General features: G+C 68.4%; 12 protein-coding genes and 1 pseudogene. 6 read left to right on the top strand and 7 right to left on the bottom strand.

Annotated elements, in window-relative coordinates; genetic code table 11:
• Positions 1-107 precede the first annotated feature (107 nt).
• Positions 108-317: a hypothetical protein gene (locus ACI3KU_RS18470; RefSeq protein WP_404923800.1), complete on the top strand. Its 210-nt coding sequence runs from the start codon at positions 108-110 to the stop codon at positions 315-317.
• Between the two features lie 35 nt (positions 318-352).
• Here ACI3KU_RS18470 and ACI3KU_RS18465 read toward each other — a convergent pair whose 3' ends face one another.
• The 3 genes from ACI3KU_RS18465 to ACI3KU_RS18455 all read right to left on the bottom strand — a co-directional run bounded on the left by ACI3KU_RS18465 (position 353) and on the right by ACI3KU_RS18455 (position 8381).
• A complete protein-coding gene (locus ACI3KU_RS18465; protein ID WP_404923799.1) occupies positions 353-1678 on the bottom strand; it encodes an MFS transporter in 1326 nt (441 codons plus the stop codon).
• A 98-nt stretch (positions 1679-1776) separates the two neighbouring features.
• Positions 1777-2601 (bottom strand): ABC transporter permease, encoded by an 825-nt coding sequence (locus ACI3KU_RS18460; RefSeq protein WP_404923798.1) that lies wholly within the window; start codon positions 2599-2601, stop codon positions 1777-1779.
• Entirely contained in the window at positions 2598-8381 is a 5784-nt protein-coding gene (locus ACI3KU_RS18455; RefSeq protein WP_404923797.1) for an ATP-binding cassette domain-containing protein, read from the bottom strand. The genes ACI3KU_RS18460 and ACI3KU_RS18455 overlap by 4 nt, the downstream gene beginning before the upstream one ends.
• Positions 8382-8533: 152 nt before the next feature.
• Between ACI3KU_RS18455 and ACI3KU_RS18450 the strand changes: the two genes are divergently transcribed.
• A complete protein-coding gene (locus ACI3KU_RS18450) occupies positions 8534-9592 on the top strand; it encodes an enoyl-CoA hydratase/isomerase family protein (protein WP_404923796.1) in 1059 nt (352 codons plus the stop codon).
• The gene (locus tag ACI3KU_RS18445; protein ID WP_404923795.1) at positions 9589-10506 is read left to right on the top strand and encodes a DnaJ domain-containing protein; all 918 of its coding nucleotides are present in this window, start codon (positions 9589-9591) and stop codon (positions 10504-10506) included. The genes ACI3KU_RS18450 and ACI3KU_RS18445 overlap by 4 nt, the downstream gene beginning before the upstream one ends.
• Before the next feature lie 15 nt (positions 10507-10521).
• Here ACI3KU_RS18445 and ACI3KU_RS18440 read toward each other — a convergent pair whose 3' ends face one another.
• A complete protein-coding gene (locus ACI3KU_RS18440; RefSeq protein WP_404923794.1) occupies positions 10522-11247 on the bottom strand; it encodes a FadR/GntR family transcriptional regulator in 726 nt (241 codons plus the stop codon).
• Positions 11248-11291: 44 nt separating this feature from the next.
• Here ACI3KU_RS18440 and ACI3KU_RS18435 point away from each other — a divergent pair, with 44 nt between their 5' ends.
• Positions 11292-12152, top strand: a complete 861-nt coding sequence (locus ACI3KU_RS18435) for an amidohydrolase family protein (protein ID WP_404923793.1) — start codon at positions 11292-11294, stop codon at positions 12150-12152.
• A gap of 406 nt (positions 12153-12558) precedes the next feature.
• Here ACI3KU_RS18435 and ACI3KU_RS18430 read toward each other — a convergent pair whose 3' ends face one another.
• Together ACI3KU_RS18430 and ACI3KU_RS18425 are read right to left on the bottom strand one after the other, a co-directional pair.
• On the bottom strand, positions 12559-13311 hold the full coding sequence (locus tag ACI3KU_RS18430; RefSeq protein WP_404923792.1) for an SDR family NAD(P)-dependent oxidoreductase: 753 nt from the start codon (positions 13309-13311) through the stop codon (positions 12559-12561).
• Positions 13311-14168: a fumarylacetoacetate hydrolase family protein gene (locus tag ACI3KU_RS18425; protein ID WP_404923791.1), complete on the bottom strand. Its 858-nt coding sequence runs from the start codon at positions 14166-14168 to the stop codon at positions 13311-13313. The genes ACI3KU_RS18430 and ACI3KU_RS18425 overlap by 1 nt, the downstream gene beginning before the upstream one ends.
• Positions 14169-14266: 98 nt before the next feature.
• On the opposite strand from ACI3KU_RS18425, the gene ACI3KU_RS18420 reads away from it, so the two are divergent.
• Both ACI3KU_RS18420 and ACI3KU_RS18415 read left to right on the top strand, forming a co-directional pair.
• Positions 14267-15562, top strand: a complete 1296-nt coding sequence (locus ACI3KU_RS18420; RefSeq protein ID WP_404923790.1) for an L-fuconate dehydratase — start codon at positions 14267-14269, stop codon at positions 15560-15562.
• The gene (locus ACI3KU_RS18415) at positions 15555-16532 is read left to right on the top strand and encodes an aldo/keto reductase (protein WP_404923789.1); all 978 of its coding nucleotides are present in this window, start codon (positions 15555-15557) and stop codon (positions 16530-16532) included. The genes ACI3KU_RS18420 and ACI3KU_RS18415 overlap by 8 nt, the downstream gene beginning before the upstream one ends.
• Positions 16533-16619: 87 nt before the next feature.
• Here ACI3KU_RS18415 and ACI3KU_RS18410 read toward each other — a convergent pair.
• Positions 16620-17455 (bottom strand): annotated as a pseudogene (locus ACI3KU_RS18410) (hypothetical protein); the annotation flags it as partial.

Genomic DNA, 17455 nt, shown 5'->3' with positions numbered 1-17455 from the left:
GTGGTGGGTTGTGGGCGTGTGCGACGGGCCGGGTGGTCCCAGTTGCTGCTGTTTCGTCGCAGGTGTTCGACATCTATTGAGACCGGCGATTGGGGTGGTCTCATTAGGTGTCCTGGTTTGCACCGCCGTCGACAATTTCTGAGACTAACCATCAGGCCGACACCGACACCGACACCGACACCGACACCGACACCGACACCGACACCGACACCGACACCGACACCGACACCGACGCCGACGCCGACGCCGACGCCGACGCCGACGCTGGCGGCGGTGACGGGCGGAGCCGCAACATCGATCCGCCGCACGCACCCTGACCGCCGACGACCAGTGATCCCGGGGGACTCACTCCCTAGGCGATGGGCAGCGAACCGGCCCGGAGGCGAGCATCGAGCCGATAGCGCAACAGCGGGATGAGGCTGAGAGCGCAGAGGGCAGCGGGGATCACCGAGACGCCGAGCACGATCGCCCACTGTGCGCTCGCACTCTGCGGTGCGGCATCGCCGGTGGAGGCGGCGTAGCCACCGAACGACAGCACGAGGCCTAGAAGCGCAGGTCCCAGGGCCAGCCCGAGCAGCTCGAACCCGGACCACACACCCGCGATCATCCCGATGCGGTTGACTCCGCTGCGAGCAGCGTCGTCGGCGGCGAGGTCGGGAAGCATGGCGAGCGGGAACAGCTGCGCTCCCGCATAGCCGACGCCCACCACCGCTGCGGCGATGAACATCGGCATCGCCTGTCCCGTGCGGACGGTGAGCAGCGCCAGCAGGCCGATCGTCATCACCACGGTCGCCATGGTGTAGCCTCCGCGTTTGCCGATGCGTGCCGACAACCGTGACCACGCGGGGGTAAGGATCACGGCGGGACCAACGAAGCAGACAAACGCGATCGTGGCGGCCGAGGGGTCGTGAAGCATGTGACGTGCTACGTACACCACCCCGCCGAGGACCATACCGATGCCGATGGCTTGGAGCACGAACGCGGCGATGAGCACGCGCGCATCGGTCTGACGCAGCACGATCGCGAGCTGGGCGAACAGCCGACCCCCGGCCTCCTCGGTGCGCGTGAGAGGCACGGAGCGCGTGCCCCACCAGACACCGATCGTGCCGATCAGGATGAGCACCGCCATCGCTGCGGCCATCACACGATAGCCGATGATGCCGCCGAACGTCTCCACGAGCGCCGGTGCTGCCGCCCCGGCCACGAGGATCGCCAGAGTGAACACGATCACGCGCCACGTGATCATCCGCGTGCGCTCGTCGTAGTCGTCGGTGATCTCCGCCGACATCGCCAGATACGGCACCTGGAAGAACGCGTAGACCGTGGCGGAGGCGAGGAACGCGATCAGCACCCAGAGCGCGGCGGCCACGGGCGGTGCGGTCGGTCCGAAGAACATCGCCGTGAAAGCGAGCGCGAGAAGGATCCCGGCCCGCAGGATGAAGGGTCGTCGCCGCCCGCGCGGGTTCTGGGAGCGGTCGCTGAGTCGGCCCGCCACGGGATTGAGGAAGAAGTCCCACGCCTTCGGGGCGAACACGATCATTCCCGCGATGGCGGCCTCCACACCCAGCAGATCGGTGAGGAACGGCATCAGGATGAGACCGGGGACGGTGCCATAGGTTCCCGAGGAGATGCCGCCGAGGGCATAGCCCACTCGAGTGCGGCGCGACAGCGCAGTCATGGGGTGATGCTATGGCGAACGGTGCATCTCAGCACGGTGCGTGCCTCGGATCCGGCAGCAGCGGTGTTGCGGATGCCGTGATCCGTCAGTTGCGGCTGTCAGTCGATGTCGCGTCGCCACGTGGTGACGGTGCCGATCACGGTGAGCAGCACGGCGTAGCCGGTCAGCACCAGCGCCCCCACCCACCACGCGGGAGTGTCGGTGGAAGCGCCGGCATCACCCGCGATCGCCAACAGGCTGTGCCCCACCAGAGCGTCCGACGCGGCACCCGGGAGGTACTGGAGCGGTGCCTGCAGCTGATCGACGAACATGCCCGCCATCCGGACCACCGGTTCGACGAACTGCGTGAACGCCAGCACAACCACGATGGCGGCCACTTGGTTGCGGATCACGCTGCCGACACCGATGCCCACCAGGGTCCACAGGATCAGCGCGAGGACCACTCGTCCGGCCAGCGCCCAGGTGTCGGTGCTGTCGAGAGCGGTCTGCTGACCGAACACGGCGAGCATGCCGCCGCCGCCCGCGATGGTGGACGCGATGGCGACCACACCGTAGATCGCGCCCATGACCACACCGACGATCAGCTTCGAGCTGAGGACGACGCCCCGACGCGGGTTGGCGAGCAACGTGGGCACGATGAGCTTGTGGCGGAACTCGCTGGTGACCATCAGCGTGCCGAACAGCAGCGGCAGCACGTAGCCGCTGCTGGCAGCGAGCGAGTAGATCCACGGCGCGACCTGATCGGCGGGGAGGGGGATCGGCTGCCCGCCGGGGATACTGCCCGACGCGCTCGCACCGACCGCCGCGCCCAGGCCGACGGCGAACATCAGCAGGTAGGCCACCAGGATGATGCCGATCACCCACCAGCCCACCGTGGTGAACTGCTTGGTGAACTCGGAACGAGTCGCGTTGCCCAGGCTCATCGGCTCTCACCTCCGTCGTCGTTGCGGTCCGCGTTCGTCGCGTTTCCGTCGCTGTCTCCCTCGCCGAAGCGGCGGAAGAAGGCATCGGCGGCGTCGTCTGATTCGGTGCGATCATCGCGTCGCTCCCACGCGTCACGCGGGACCGGATCCTCTTCCTCGAGCGAGTCATCGTCGGTGTCTTCGGTGAAAGGCGCCAGCGGGATCTCGATCACGCGGGTCGAGAGATCCTCGCTGGGGACATCGCCCTGCAGGGCCGACGTGACACTGTCGGGCGCGTAGGGCGCGGTGCCGGTGTCGTGCGTGGGATCGGCGGATTCCGGCTGCATCAGTTCGTCGCCCGCAGGATCCGCGCCCGGGCGGGAGCCGAGGAGCAGATCGTCGAACGACAGCTCGCCGGTCATCGGGTTCGCCTCGTACGTCAGCACGATGGGTGCCGATGCGGGCGCGGGTGCGACGGGCTCAGGCGCGTCGGACCCGGAGTCATCGTGCTCGGCGGGTGCCGCGCTGTCCGTGGGCGTGTGGTGATCGCTACCCGTGGGTGCGTGGTGATCGCTATCCGTGGGTGCGTGGTGCGCTGGCTCGGCGGAAATGGCGTCGTCACCAGCCGTGGGTGCGCCCTGCTCAGGTTCCGATGCGCCATGGTCGGACTGTGCGTCTGTGGGTGTGTCCTGCTGACGCTCGGCTGCAATGGCGGCGTCGCCGGTGTCGCCGGTGTCGGCGGCTGCGGCCTGCGCGGGTTCCGCTGGTCCATGGTCGGGCTGCGCGTCCGCGGGTGCCTCCTGCTGGGGCTCGGCCGCGATGGCGTTGTCGCCGGTGTCGGCGGACGCATCGCGCTCGTCGGCTGCGGCATCCTGGGCGGCGTCGCGCTCGGCGGTATCGCTGAGCTGGACGTGTCCGTCGTCTTCCTGCTCGCCCGACCACTGACCCTCGTCCGAAGTGCTGTCATCTTCGTTGCGGTCGACCTCTGCGACGGGGTAGTCCTGCAACTCTGCGGCGTCCGAGGTTTGGCCGTCGGCATCATCGTTGGAGCGGTTCTCGGGAGCGTCGTTGGCCTCCGTGAATGGTGCGGCTTCTGCCGATACGACAGGGATCACACCCGTGCGGATGATGCCGATCTCGCCCGTGGCGGCCACCGCATACTGGGTTTCTGCGGCGATGTCCTCAGCGCGGATGACGCCGATCTCGCCGGTGGACGCTACCTCGAATACCGTGTTCTCCTCGGCGTCGGTTCGGGGTGGCTGGGGTGGGATCCAGGCATCACCCGATCCGTCGTCATGCTGCGGAGCCCAGGCGGAGTCATCCGCCGGCTCCGGGGACGAATCACTCGCCGATGCCGCGGAAGCGGGCGCGCGGAACAACGGCGGAGTTGCGGGTGTCGGGTTAGGCTCCGGTGCGTCCGTGGCCTCGAAGACGGGGATGTCGAGGGCGGATCCGTCGTGCTCCGGGATGTCGCTCTCGCTCGCCGGTGCGGGTGCGGGTGCCGGCGCGGGTGCATCGGTGTCGATGAACGTCGTCGCCGTCGCGCGAGAGGCATCCGTGGGAGCGAACTCACCCGAGTCCACGGGAGCGGCTTCGTCGGCGGCGGGGGCATCCGCGGCGTCGTTCGACGCAGCCGAATCGGACTCGGGGGCGTCGGATAGATCCGCTGGGCTTTCGAAGGCGACGGTGTGCGTGGTGTTGTCTGCGCGGGAATCGGGCTGGTCGATCGATGCGTCCTGCGCGATCTGCTCCGACGCTTCGTCCGTCGTGCTCGCTTCGGAAGAAGGGATCACGGAGATGAGCTCGGTGGGCACGTCCCAGTCGCCCGCCGGCGCTGCTGACACAGAGTTGGTCGTGGGCTCGGAGCGGCTCGTGTCAGCTGCCGCGCGCGCGCCGAGCTCGTCGGCACCGGGATCTGCGCCCTCGGCGGTGTTCTCTCCGCCTTCGACGTTCTCCGCGTTCCCGAAGAGCTGATCGAGAGTGCCGATCGCATCCGTGACGACCGGTTCGGGGCCGGGCGCTGCGGTTGTGTCTGCTATGTCAGCCGTGCGACGACGCGAGAGTCGCCACCACGGGCGACGCTCCGGCCGTTCGGGCGCGGCCGCGGGCGACTCGTGCGGTGCGGGCTCGCTGACGTCCTGCGGTGCGGCGGGGGAAGAAACCTGAGGCGCGGCCGCGGCGGTCGTCGCCGTTGCAGCAGACATCGGCATCGCCCAGTCCGGCGTGGTCGCGTCGTCGAGATCGTCCTCGTCCGTCGCTGCCGCGGGAGACGCCGTCTCGTCCACCGCTGCCCCGAGAGATGCTGCCTCGGGAGACGCTGTGTCGGTGGTGTCGGTGGTGTCGGTGGTGTCGGTGGTGTCGGTGGTGTCGGTGGTGTCGGTGGTGTCGGTGGTGTCGCCCGAGGACGCTGGCGTGAACGCGTCACCGGATGTGTCGTCGGTGGTGGCAGCCTCGCTGTCGCTCTCGGACGTCGCCGCGGACGGGTCACCTGGTGCGTCGTTGGTGGTGGCAGCCTCGCTGTCGCTGTCGCTGTCGCTGTCGCTGTCGCTGTCGGACGTCGGCGCGGGCTCGTCATCTGCTGCGTCCGCGGTGGCCGGGGCCTCGTCGTCGCCTTCGGACACCGGGGCGAAGGCGTGGGCCGCTTCCGAGAAGTCAGCGTCCTCGTTGGATTCGTGAGAACCGCCGTCGGCGTTCGGCACACTGGAGGAGGCGACGTCAGCTCCGTCCGCTGAACCGTCGACCGGTGCGGCGTCCGCGGCTCCGTTGTCGGACGTTGGGGTCGGGTCCTCACCGAACGGGTACTTCATGGGTGCAGGCATCCACCACGCGCGAGGTGCGGCGTCGGTCGCGTTGTCCGATTCGTCGTCGCCGGCCTCCGCTGCGGTGCCTGCCGTCGTGTCCTCTGTGTGATCGGACTCGTCGGACTCATGCGAGCTTTCGGAGACATCCCCGTCGTAAGGCAGGACGATGGCTGCGTCTGCGTCTGCGGGATTCTGACTAGCGAGCGCGCCGACGACGGGCACCTCGTTCGCGTCAGAGGTTGGCTCGTCGGCGTCGGCGTCGGTGTCGGTGTCGGTGCTCTGCGCGTCCATCAGCGACGCCGTTCCGGTGGGAACGCGGATCTCGGCGGGCATCCACCACGCCGTGCCCAGTCCTGCGGGGCCGCGGTTGTCACGGGCCGCGCCCTGATCCTCGCTCCGCTCGACGTCCGAATCGGAGACGGAGTCGTCGGAGTCGATCAGCCGTGTCGCGTCGGCAACCTGTTCGGGATCGATGTCGCCGTCGGTCGAGAAGGAGGCAGTGCCGTCTTCGTTCGGTGTCTCGACATCGCCAGCAGCCGACGCTTGACCGTCATCGACCGCGTCGGAGAGGTGCGCCGGATCGCCGGCGTCGCCGTGAGCAGGAGCGACGGCGGTGTCGCCCGCTGGGTCGTCGTCGCTGTCGGCGTCAGGCCCGTCTTCGTTGAACGCGCCTTCTGTGTCTGTGGGGGCGGAGTCTCCGTCGGTGACCTCGACGTCATCGGTCGCATCGTCGTCGGGCCCACCTGCAGCGCCGTCGATCGTGGCGTCCTCTTCGGAGCCTTCGGAGCCTTCGGAGTCTTCGGCGTCTTCGGCGTCATCATCCGCGGTGCCGTCATGGGAGCCAAAGACATCGACATCGGCTACGTCTTCGTCGATCTCACCGGTCGTGGCGTCCTCGTCGGAGCCTTCGGAGCCTTCGGAGCCTTCGGAGCCTTCGGAGCCTTCGGAGCCTTCGGAGCCGTCGGTGTCAACATCGGTGGTGCCGTCGTGCGAGCCCGAGACGTCGACATCGGTTACGTCTTCGTCGATCTCGCCAGCGGTTGTTTCCTCGTCGTCGTCCGTTGCCTCTCCGGCGATGGCGTCGTCGTTCGTGGTTGCGGCTTCGGCGTCCGCGTTGTCACCGGCGATCGCGTCGTTGTGTGCGCTGGCGTGTCCAGCGGTTGCGTCTTCGCTCTCGGCAGTCGTGCCTTCGCCGGAATTCTCGACGTCGTCACTCGGGAGGTCTTCATTGAGGCTGTCGGGATCGATCGGGACCGCGCCATCGTCGAAGCTTGCAGCGACGTCGGCAGTGACGACCTCGTCGGCTGACTCAGACTCAGTGTCGCGGAGGTCGGAACTCGCACCGGCAGCGACTGCGGCGTCAGCGTTCTCGAGCTCGGACTCGGCGTCCTGAATGTCGGCTTCCGGATCAACGGCCTGGTCAGTGGCGGTCGCGTCAGCGTACTCAGACTCAGACTCAGACTCAGACTCAGACTCAGACTCAGACTCAGACTCAGAGTCGTGAATGTCGGACTCCGGATCCGTGACGGCTTCGGCGGACGCGTCCGCGGTCCCCGGGTCCTGAAGCCCCGAATCCGAACCAGCGGCGTCGGCAGTGCCGAGGAGTCCCGTCGCGGTCGCCGGGTCTTCACCGGTCAGATCGGCAGCGTCGCCGGCCGACGCGAGCGAGTCCGCCAGCTCGTCAACGTCCGTGTCCGCCGTGCGCGGCGCAGAATCATCCAGGCCATCGACGGCGTCAACACCTTCGCTCGAGTCCCTCGCCTCAGCGACCAAGGCATCATCGCTGGGCGCCTCGTCCTCGTCGTCAGCCGGAACGTCCGTCGCATCGTCTGGGCTGGACTCGCCGTCGCTCGTGGCTGCCACATCGGCAACACCAGCACCGACATCCGAAGACGCGTCGCCCGCGCCCCCGATCGTGGACGGGGAAGCAAGAACCGCTGCAGCCGCGCCGACTCCGGCGGCAGCTACCGCACCCAGCGCAGGAGCGGCGGCGTCAACCGCCCCAGCGCGTGCGGCACCAGCGCTCACGCCATCGCCCGCCGGGGCCGTGCTCACTACCCCCGCAGTGGCGCTGCCCGAGGCGTCACCCGATGCCGACGGGTGCACCCGCGTGCCGTTGGTCAGCTCGAAGAACACCTCCTCCAGCGACGGACCCTTGCGCTGCAGGAGAGAAAGCGGAACGCCCGCACTGGCTACTGCCGCGCCCACCTCTGTGGTTGTCGCGCCGCGCACGGTGAGCCCCGACCGCAGGAGTTCGGCGGTGAGCCCGGCCTGACGCAGTGCCGCGGCGAGCGCGCCACGATCGGGACCATCGACCACCGTGGCAGACTCCTCGTCCGCGAGGAGATCACCGAATCCGCCCTGAAAGACCAGACGGCCATTGGCGATCATGATGAGGGCGTCGGCGGTCTGCTGAACCTCCGCGAGCATGTGAGAGGAGACCAGCACCGTCCGGCCGTCGGCCGCGAGGGCGCGCAGGAAACCGCGGATCCACGTGATCCCCTCGGGGTCCAGTCCGTTGGTCGGCTCGTCCAGGACCAGCACGCCCGGGTCACCCAGGAGCGCCGTGGCGAGCGCGAGCCGCTGACGCATGCCCAGCGAGTAACCGCCGACCTTCCGTGTGGCCGCTCCGCTCAGCCCGACCAGCTCCAGAACTTCGGGAACGCGGGAGAGCGCGATGCCGGCGGCGCGCGCGTAGACCTTGAGGTGATCGGCGGCGCTGCGGCCCGGGTGGAATGAGGTGGCTTCGAGAACCGCGCCAACGGTCCGTGCCGGGTGCGTCAGACGTCCATAGGGTGCGCCGTCGATGAGCGCCGAACCGGAGGTGGGCGTCACGAGCCCCAGCAGCATGCGCAGCGTGGTCGTCTTGCCGGCACCGTTCGGGCCGAGGAATCCGGTCACCATGCCGGGCTCGACGCGGGCAGTCAGGCCATCCACGGCAGTCACCGCACCGTAGCGCTTTGTGAGGCTTCGGAACTCCAACACGTGTCCTTCGGGCATGTGCCAGCCTCTCTTCGTCGCGAATCAGGTCATCTCATTGTGGCCGATTCAGCGTTTCTCCGGTGAATCATCGGCGATTCCGGAGCGCATCCGTCACCGCTGCGTCGGGCGCGGTGACCGATGCTCCTTGTCGCGAGGGTAACCTAGGCCGGGTGAGCACGCCACAGTCGGACGCCCCGGTGATCGTCCAGATGACGGGCGGCCTCGGACAGCTGACGCTGAACCGGCCGCACACCCTCAACGCGCTGAGCATCGACATGATCGAGATCATGCTGGTGGCCCTGCGCGGGTGGATATCCGACCCCGATGTCTCAGCCGTGCTGATCGATGCGGCGGGCGATCGTGGGCTGTGTGCCGGCGGCGATGTCCGGGCGGTTCGCGAATCGCTGATCAGCGGACGCCCCGATGAAGCGCTGCACTTCTTCCGTGAGGAGTATGCACTGGATCTGCTGATCCACGAGTACCCGAAGCCGGTGGTGGTTTTCGCCGACGGCATCACGATGGGCGGCGGCATCGGCATTTCGGGTCACGCCGCGGTGCGTGTGGTCACGGAGCGCTCGCAGCTGGCGATGCCGGAGACGCGCATCGGATTCACTCCCGATGTCGGAGGCAGCCTGCTGCTCGCCCGCGCGCCGGGGTGCATCGGGGAGTACCTCGGCCTCACCGGCGTCGCGATGAACGCTGCCGACGCGATCTGGGCCGGGTTCGCCGACCAGTACGTTCCGTCTGTTCGGCTGCCGTCTGCGCTGGATGCCCTGCGCCACCGCGCGGATCCGGGAACGCCGATGGAACTCCTCATGCTGTTCGACGAGACCCCCGAGCGTTCGCGTCTGGAAGACGCTCGCGAGTGGATCGACGACGCCTTCTCCCGCGACACCGTGGGTGACATCGTCGATCGACTGCGTGAGATCGGCGGCGATGCTGCGGCGACCGCCGAACTGCTGGGCGAGCTGTCGCCGAGCTCCCTTGCCGTGACGCTCGCCTCGATCCGTGCTGCTCGTGCATCGAATGATCTGCGCGCCGTGCTCGAACAGGAGTTCCACGTGGGTGCGTTCCTGTCCGGACGTCCCGATATGGCCGAAGGCATTCGTGCTCAGCTCGTGGACAAGGATCGCTCTCCGCGCTGGTCGCCCGCGACCATCGCCGATCTGCCCGTCGGACTCGGGGAGGAAGCTCTCGCGTTCCGTGCCCCGACGGCGCTCTTTACGTGAGCGGCTCGCCCCTGGCCGCGTCCGCCTACGAGGTGCTGGGCGTCGCCCCGGACGTGACCGACGAAGAACTGCGCCGCGCCTATCGGCTGCGGTTGCGTGAGGCCCACCCCGACACCGGTGGCGATGCGGCGCTCTTCGTGCGTGTGCAGGAAGCCTGGGAGCTCGTGGGAACGCCGATCGCGCGCGCTGCCTACGACCGCGGGCGGGGAAGCACATCCGCGCCGCATCCGACGTTCGCGCCGGAACCGACCGTGCGCAGCCGGCCCGCGGACACCCGCCCTGGCCCGCGCAGCCACGGCCAGCCCGGTGGCTACAACCGTGAGCGTTACCTCGTCGGCATCCGTGAGTGGGCGGGGCGCGGTGTTGCCCTTCCCGATCCGTACGACCCCGCCCTGGTGCGATCCGCGCCGCGGGAGCTGCGTCGGCTGCTGGCCGACGCGCTCGCCGAGGAGAACACCGCGCGCTCGCTGTCGGATCTCGGCATGGGCTACACGATCTGGCATGACGTCGCCGTGCCGCGCATCGGCGGGAAGCTCGATCACGTGGTGCTGGGGCCGAGCGGGCTGTTCGCGCTGACCAGTGACGACTACGCCGCCGCCGTGAAGTTCCGTCGTGGCGAGGTCATCGGCGAAGGTGTGGATGCGGCACCCGTGGGGGCTACCGTGGCAGCGGCGCGAGCACTGGGCAAGGCCGCGGGCGTGCGCTTCGGTGGCGTGATCGTGGTGCTCCCTGACAATGACGTGCCGGAGCAGATCACCGAGCTCGGACGGGTCCGCTCGCTTGCCGCCGTGGTCGTGGGGCGCAGCGCTCTGACAACCGTCCTGCGTCGCGGAGTGACCGGCGTTCGGGATCTCGGCGGCACGGAGATCTTCGATGTCCGCACGCGGCTGCAGGCGGCGATTCGGTTCGTCTGAGTCAGGTTCAGGACGTCAGGGCGTGTCGCCCAGGTCGTCACCGGCCGCAGAAGCCGTGGCCGCAGAAGCCGCGGCTGCCTTGCGCAGCCACCGCTCGATGCCGGAGACATGCACCGATGCCAGGGAGGAAGCGAGCTCCGGATCGCGTGCCGCGATGGCCTCGGCGATGGCCTGGTGCTCGCTGAGTGTGCGCTCGACCGCGCCGTCCTGGGTGAGACCGCGCCACAGCCGCGCGCGCACGGTCTGGCTGCTGAGGCTGTCGAGCAGGCTCGAGAGGTAGGTGTTGCCGCCCATGCGGGTGATCGCGCTGTGGAAGCGGAGGTCATGAGCCACGAGTTCGGCGATGTCGGTGAGCCCGAGGGCCTGATCCATCTCCGCCTCGAGGGAGGCGACATCTTCGTTGGTGGCCTTCAGAGCAGCGGCCGCGGTGGCGTGCGATTCCAGCACGCGACGAACCGTGAAGATCTCCAGCAGCGACTCGTCGTCGTGCATGTCGACGACGAACGAGATCGCCTCCAGCAGGAGGTGCGGTTCGAGGCTCGTGACGTACGTCCCGTCGCCCCGGCGCACATCGAGCACGCGGATGACCTCCAGCGCCTTCACCGCTTCGCGCATCGAGTTCCGAGAGAGTCCCAGACGCTCGGCGAGTTCCTTCTCCGGAGGCAGGCGATCACCCGGCCCCAACTCGCCGCGCACGATCATCGCCTTGATCTTCTGGATCGCCTCGTCCGTCACCGCCATGGGCTCATGATAGCGAGACATCGGATGTCCGGCAGGATAGACCCATGCAGATCCTCGACGCGCATCTTCACCTCTGGGACCCCGCCGTTCTCGACTACGACTGGTTGAGCGGCGATCTGGACCGCGCATTCGGCCCGGAGGAGCTCGCCCAGGCGGTGGCCGGGATGTCGGATGACCGTGCGTTCATCTTCATGCAGGCGGACACACGCGCCGATCAGGCGCTTGCCGAGGTGGACTGGGTCGCCTCCCTTCCGCTGCCGGTGCGCGGGCTGATCGCGTTTGCGCCGCTGGAACGGGGCGCCGATGTCGCGGATCATCTGGCCGCGCTCGCCTCTCGACCGCGGGTGGTCGGCGTTCGGCGACTGCTGCAGAGCGAGGCGTCCGGCTTTGCGCTCACGCCCGGCTTCCGCGCCGGCGCTGAGCTCGTGGCGCAGCACGGGCTGGTCTTCGATGCCTGCGTCCGGGGACAGGCGCAGCTTCGCGATGTCGCGGCGCTCGCGGATGCGCTGCCGCAGTTGAGCATCGTTCTCGACCACCTCGGTAAGCCCACCGTCGGGTCGGCGCAGGCTCCGGCGTCGCCGGCTGCGGAAGGCTGGGCGGAGTCGATGCACGAACTCGCCGCGCGCCCGAACGTGGCGTGCAAGGTGTCGGGCCTGCCGGGCGAGAGCACCGGCGCATTCTCCGCCGCGCAGTTCGAACCTTTCCTGGACACGGCGCTGGAGGCCTTCGGGGCGGAGCGGCTGCTCTATGCCAGTGACTGGCCCGCCTCCTTCGCCGGCGACACGGCGGCGGGATATGGCGCGTGGGAGCGGATCGTGCGTGAGTGGATCGCGTCCCGCGACCTCGACGCCGACGCCGTGCTGCGGACGAACGCCGAGCGGATCTACGGGCTCGACGCGCTCTGAGGCGACGGGCCGCGCGGGCGACGGGCACGGGGATGCCCGCGAAAGCGCTCACCGCAGCGCCTCGTCGAAAGAGGACGATGTAGCCAAAGGAGGACGATATGGCTGCGTGCGGACGACGCGCAGTCCTACTTTCGTGATGCCTCGCCCGGCACGGCCTCTCGGGACACCCTCGGCGGAAACGAGAAACGGCGCCCAGCCAAGGGGGGTGGCTGGGCGCCGCTTGGACTGGCGCAATGCGGCAGCCCGTCTGGCCTGAGGTCCGAATCGGGTGGTCGGTCATCAGAAGTTGTCGAGCTGATTTTCTCAACTCGCTTACAGCGTAGCGCGTCCGGGGGAGGGGTGGGCGATGTTTCGAATGTAGGGGAGAAATATCTCCGAAGATCTTTGAGCCCGGAACAACTTCGAGTCAGGAGCGGGGGCGCGGACGGAGTTGCGCCATGCCGCCGTCCACCTCGATGAAGGTGCCCGTGGTGGACCCGGAACGCGGACTCACCAGGTAGGCGACAGCGTCTGCGACCTCATCCGGCGACACCAGACGTCCGTGCGGCTGGCGCGCTTGGAGAGCGGCGCGCTCAGCTTCGGGATCGGTCTCGTTCGCCAGGAGTCGACCGATCCACGGCGTGTCGGCGGTGCCCGGGTTGACGGCGTTGACGCGGATGCCCTCGTGGAGGTGATCGGCGGCCATGGCGCGCGTGAGGGAGAGGACGGCACCCTTGGTCGCCGTGTACAGCGCGCGCTGCGGCAGACCGGTGGTGGCCGCGATGGACGACGTGTTGCAGATCGCAGCGGATGGGGACTGACGCAGCCAGGGGAGCGCCGCACCGGTCACCCGCGCGATCCCGGTGACGTTGATCGAGAGGACGCGCGCCCACTCGTCGTCGTCGTTGGCGGCGATGTCGCCCTGCGCGCCGATGCCGGCGTTGTTGATCAGGATGTCGATCCGACCATGGTCGGCGGCGACCTGCTCGATCGCCGCGGTGACGCTCGCGCGATCCGAGATGTCGGCGCGGTACGCCGAGAAGGCGCTGTCGGCGATGTCGGGGTTGAGATCCAGCACCGCGATGGTGGCGCCCTCCTCATGCAGGCGCCGGCCGATCGCCGCGCCGATGCCCTGTGCGCCGCCGGTGACGACGGCGACGAGTCCGTCCATGCTTCCCATCAATTCTTCTCCCATGCGGTGAACTCGTGGCGCTGGCGCCCCAGGCCGTCGATCTCGATCTCCACGACATCCCCGGCCTTCAGATACGGGAACTTGCCGCCGAACGCCACGCCCTGCGGGGTGCCCGTGAGGATGAGGTCGCCCGGCTCGAGAGTGACGTACTGCGACAGGTGCCAGACGATGTGGTTGACGTCGAAGATCATGTCGTTGGTGTTGGAATCCTGACGCGGCTCGCCGTTGACGAAGCTGCGGAGTCCGACGTTCTGAGCGTCGACTTCGTCTGGAGTCACCAGCCACGGCCCGGTCGGGTTGAATCCGAACGCGATCTTCCCCTTCGACCACTGGCCACCGGAGACCTCCATCTGGAACGCCCGCTCGGAGACGTCGTCGCAGATCACGAAGCCGGCGATGTGCGCGGCGGCATCCTCCGGGGAGTCGAGGTAGGCGGCGCGCGTGCCGACCACCACGCCGAGCTCCACCTCCCAGTCGGTCTTCTCGCTGCCGCGGGGAATCGTGACCGTGTCATTCGGCCCCACCACGGTGTTCGGGGTCTTGAGGAACATGATCGGAATCGTCGGCGGCTCGGCACCGGATTCGCGGGCGTGGGCCGCATAGTTCTGCCCGATGCAGATGACGGCGCTGGGGCGTGCGATCGCTGCGCCGATGCGAAGCTCGTCCGCACCTTCGAGCTCCGGAAGCTGGCCGGCATCGATCGCCGCCTGAGTGCGGGAGATCGGATCGTTCTCGAGGAATGCTCCGTCGATGTCGGCGGTGACGGCACGCAGGTCCAGCGTGCGTTCGGCGGTGATGACGACGGGGATCTCCTCGCCGACAGGACCCAGGCGTGCGAACTTCATCGGTGCTCCGTTTCCGTAGGGCCGCGTCAGGCGGCTGTAATTGACAGTATAGACATCCGATGTTTAATCTGTGAGAGCCCGATCCAAGGAGATCTCACGTGAGCCGTATCGTCGCCCTCGAAACGACAGACATTCGCTTCCCCACCTCGCTCAGCCTTGACGGCTCCGACGCGATGAACCCGGACCCCGACTACTCGGCCGCCTACGTGCGGATCGTGACCGATGCCGATGACGGCATCTCCGGACACGCGTTCGTCTTCACGATCGGTCGGGGCAACGACGTGCAGGTCGCTGCGATCGACACGCTCGCCGGTCATCTGGTGGGTCGCGAGATCGAGCCGCTGCTCGATGACATGGGCGGCACCTGGAAGGAGATCACCGGCGACTCGCAGCTGCGCTGGCTGGGGCCGGAGAAGGGCGTCATGCACATGGCGATCGGCGCTGTGATCAACGCCCTGTGGGACATCAAGGCGAAGCGCGCCGGTCTGCCGCTGTGGCAGCTGCTCTCCCAGCTGAGCCCGGAGGAGATCGTCTCCCTCGTCGACTTCCGCTACCTCACCAACGCTCTGACGCCCGAGGACGCGCTTCAGATCCTCCGGGACGCCGAGTCGGGACGCGCCGAGCGCACCGAGCGCCTGCTCGCCGAGGGCTACCCGGGATACACCACCAGCCCCGGCTGGCTCGGATACTCCGACGAGAAGCTGGAGCGCCTGGCGCGCGAGGCCATGGCGGACGGATTCACGCAGATCAAGCTGAAGGTGGGCGCTGACCTCCAGGACGACATCCGTCGCTTCCGCAAGGCGCGCGAGGTGTGCGGCCCGGACTTCCCGATCGCCATCGACGCCAACCAGCGCTGGGAGGTGAGCGAGGCGATCGAGTGGGTGAACGCGCTCGCCGAGTTCCACCCCGCCTGGATCGAGGAGCCCACCAGCCCCGACGACATCCTCGGCCACGCGGAGATCGCGCGCGGGGTAGCCCCCATCCGCGTCGCCACGGGCGAGCACGCCCAGAACCGCATGATCTTCAAGCAGCTTCTGCAGGCGGAGGCGATCTCGGTCATGCAGATCGACGCTGCTCGCGTCGGCGGGGTGAACGAGAACATCGCGAACCTGCTGCTGGCGGCGAAGTTCGGTGTCCCGGTCTGCCCGCACGCCGGCGGCGTCGGGCTGTGCGAGGCGGTGCAGCACCTGTCGATGTTCGACTTCGTGGCTGTCTCCGGGTCGAAGGAGGGGCGACTGATCGAGTTCGTCGATCACCTGCACGAGCACTTCGTGATCCCCACCGACATCCAGGGTGGCAACTACATGCCACCCACAGAGCCCGGTACGGGCATGGAGATGAAGTCGGAATCGCGCGCGCAGTACACCTGGACGGGAGCCCACGCGCATGCGTGAGACGGTGTCCGCCCTGGCGAGCTTGCCGACGCGTCTCGGCTACGGCGCCGCGAACCTCGGCAACATGTTCCGGGAGGTCTCCGACGATGAAGCCTGGGCGGTTCTCGAGGCCGCCTGGGACGGCGGCGTGCGTTACTTCGACACCGCACCGCACTATGGACTGGGCCTGTCGGAGCGACGTCTGGGTGCCTTCCTACGCACCAAGCCGCGGGACGAGTTCATCGTGTCCACCAAGGCGGGGCGGCTGATCCGCCCGAACCCCGATGATGACGGCGGACTCGACCTCGAGCATGCCTTCCATGTGCGTACCGACGTGCGCCGCGAGCCCGCCTACGATGGTGTCGGCGTGCGCACGTCGCTCGAAGAGTCGCTGGAGCGGATGGGGCTGGACCGTATCGACGTGCTCTACCTGCACGATCCGGAGCGCTCGGGCCACCTGGATCAGGCCATCGCGGAAGCGTATCCGGCGATGCAGGACATGCGTGCCGAGGGGCTCGTGACCGCGGTGGGCATCGGGTCGATGGTGTCCGATGCGCTGGCGCGTTCGGTGCGTGAGGCGGACCTGGACGTGATCATGATCGCCGGTCGTTACACGCTGCTGGAGCAGCCCGCCGCGGCCGAGGTGCTGCCGGCATGCCACGAACGTGACACCGCGGTGGTAGCGGCGTCGGTGTTCAACTCGGGCCTGTTGGCGACGACCGTTCCGTCACGCGACAGCCGGTACGAGTACGGCGCGATTCCGGATGACATCTGGGATCGCGTGACCCGGATCGCCGCGATCTGCGATGCCCATGGCGTACCTCTCCCTGCCGCAGCCCTCCAGTTCCCGTTCCAGGATTCGGCGACCGCTTCGGTCATCGTCGGAACGGCCCGAGCAGAGCAGATCCGCCAGAATCTCGACCTGGTGACCATGCCGATTCCCGACTCGCTGTGGGACGAGCTTCGCGCCGAGGGTCTGACCCCGGCCTGACGCGGTCGCGACGTCCCGTGAGAGATGGAACGCGCACCTCTGAGACGTCTCGGAGGTGCGCGTTCCATCTCTCACCGTGCTGCACGGTCAGTTGACGTAGCCGCCTTCACCGGTGTCGCCGTCGTATTCGAACACGCGCTTGCCGGTATCGATGTGGATATCGATGCCGAGCGGCTCCTGGGCCAGGAGGCGCTCCTCGGCCTGCTTCGCCTGTGTCTCGTACTCCTTCGCGGTCGCCGCGTCGACACCGAACACCGTTGCGCCCTTCATGTCCGTGATGATGAAGAGGAACGCCTGCACCGCGGTGCGGTTGAACTCGTTGTCGGGGATCTGCGTCCACAGCGAGCCATCCTCGCGGGCCTGCATATAGTGATCGCGCAGGGCTTGCAGCTTGGTCTCGATGGAGCCGGTGCCCGGCAGCCCCTCCTCGCCTCCGGCGGTGCCGGTGGACTTCGGAGTGGGCTGTGCGGACGCCGTCGGCTGTGGGCTGGGCTTTGCCGTAGCGCTGGGCTTCGGCGTGCTGCTGGGCCTCGGCGTGCCGCTGGGCTTGGGCGTCGATGTCGCCTGGGGCGTCGGCGTTGCCTTCCCCGTCCCGGTTGGCTTCGGAGTTGCGGAGGGCTTCGGGTCGGCGGAGCTGGTGGCCGGCGCGGGCGCGGGTTCGGGATCGTTTGTCGCGCCAGAGCTCTGGATGGCGATTCCGGCGATGATCGCGACGATCGCCAGCAGCGCAAGCACGCCGGCGGCAATCAGCGTGGGCAATACCCACTTCTTGCGTCCGGACGGCACAACCGTCCCCGTCATCTGTGACGCAGCGGGGTGGCCGGGCTGCGCCGGCGCGCCACCGCTTCCCGGCGCTGGGACGCCGTACGGCGAGGGAGGTGCCCCGTACGGGGGCACGGGTGCGCCATACGGCGTGACGGGGG

Origin of the sequence: Microbacterium sp. ZW T5_56 (assembly GCF_044987425.1) — a bacterium.
GTDB lineage: Bacteria > Actinomycetota > Actinomycetes > Actinomycetales > Microbacteriaceae > Microbacterium.
The sequence above is the reverse complement of the archived record's forward strand: the minus strand, read 5'-3'. Positions and strand labels throughout refer to the sequence as shown.

Bases quoted from the DNA above. Each gene is read 5' to 3' on its own strand.
- ACI3KU_RS18465 (WP_404923799.1), bottom strand. From the start codon at position 1,678: ATGACTGCGCTGTCGCGCCGCACTCGAGTGGGCTATGCCCTCGGCGGC.
- ACI3KU_RS18460 (WP_404923798.1), bottom strand. From the start codon at position 2,601: ATGAGCCTGGGCAACGCGACTCGTTCCGAGTTCACCAAGCAGTTCACC.
- ACI3KU_RS18455 (WP_404923797.1), bottom strand. From the start codon at position 8,381: ATGCCCGAAGGACACGTGTTGGAGTTCCGAAGCCTCACAAAGCGCTAC.
- ACI3KU_RS18440 (WP_404923794.1), bottom strand. From the start codon at position 11,247: ATGGCGGTGACGGACGAGGCGATCCAGAAGATCAAGGCGATGATCGTG.
- ACI3KU_RS18435 (WP_404923793.1), top strand. From the start codon at position 11,292: ATGCAGATCCTCGACGCGCATCTTCACCTCTGGGACCCCGCCGTTCTC.
- ACI3KU_RS18430 (WP_404923792.1), bottom strand. From the start codon at position 13,311: ATGGGAAGCATGGACGGACTCGTCGCCGTCGTCACCGGCGGCGCACAG.
- ACI3KU_RS18425 (WP_404923791.1), bottom strand. From the start codon at position 14,168: ATGAAGTTCGCACGCCTGGGTCCTGTCGGCGAGGAGATCCCCGTCGTC.
- ACI3KU_RS18415 (WP_404923789.1), top strand. From the start codon at position 15,555: ATGCGTGAGACGGTGTCCGCCCTGGCGAGCTTGCCGACGCGTCTCGGC.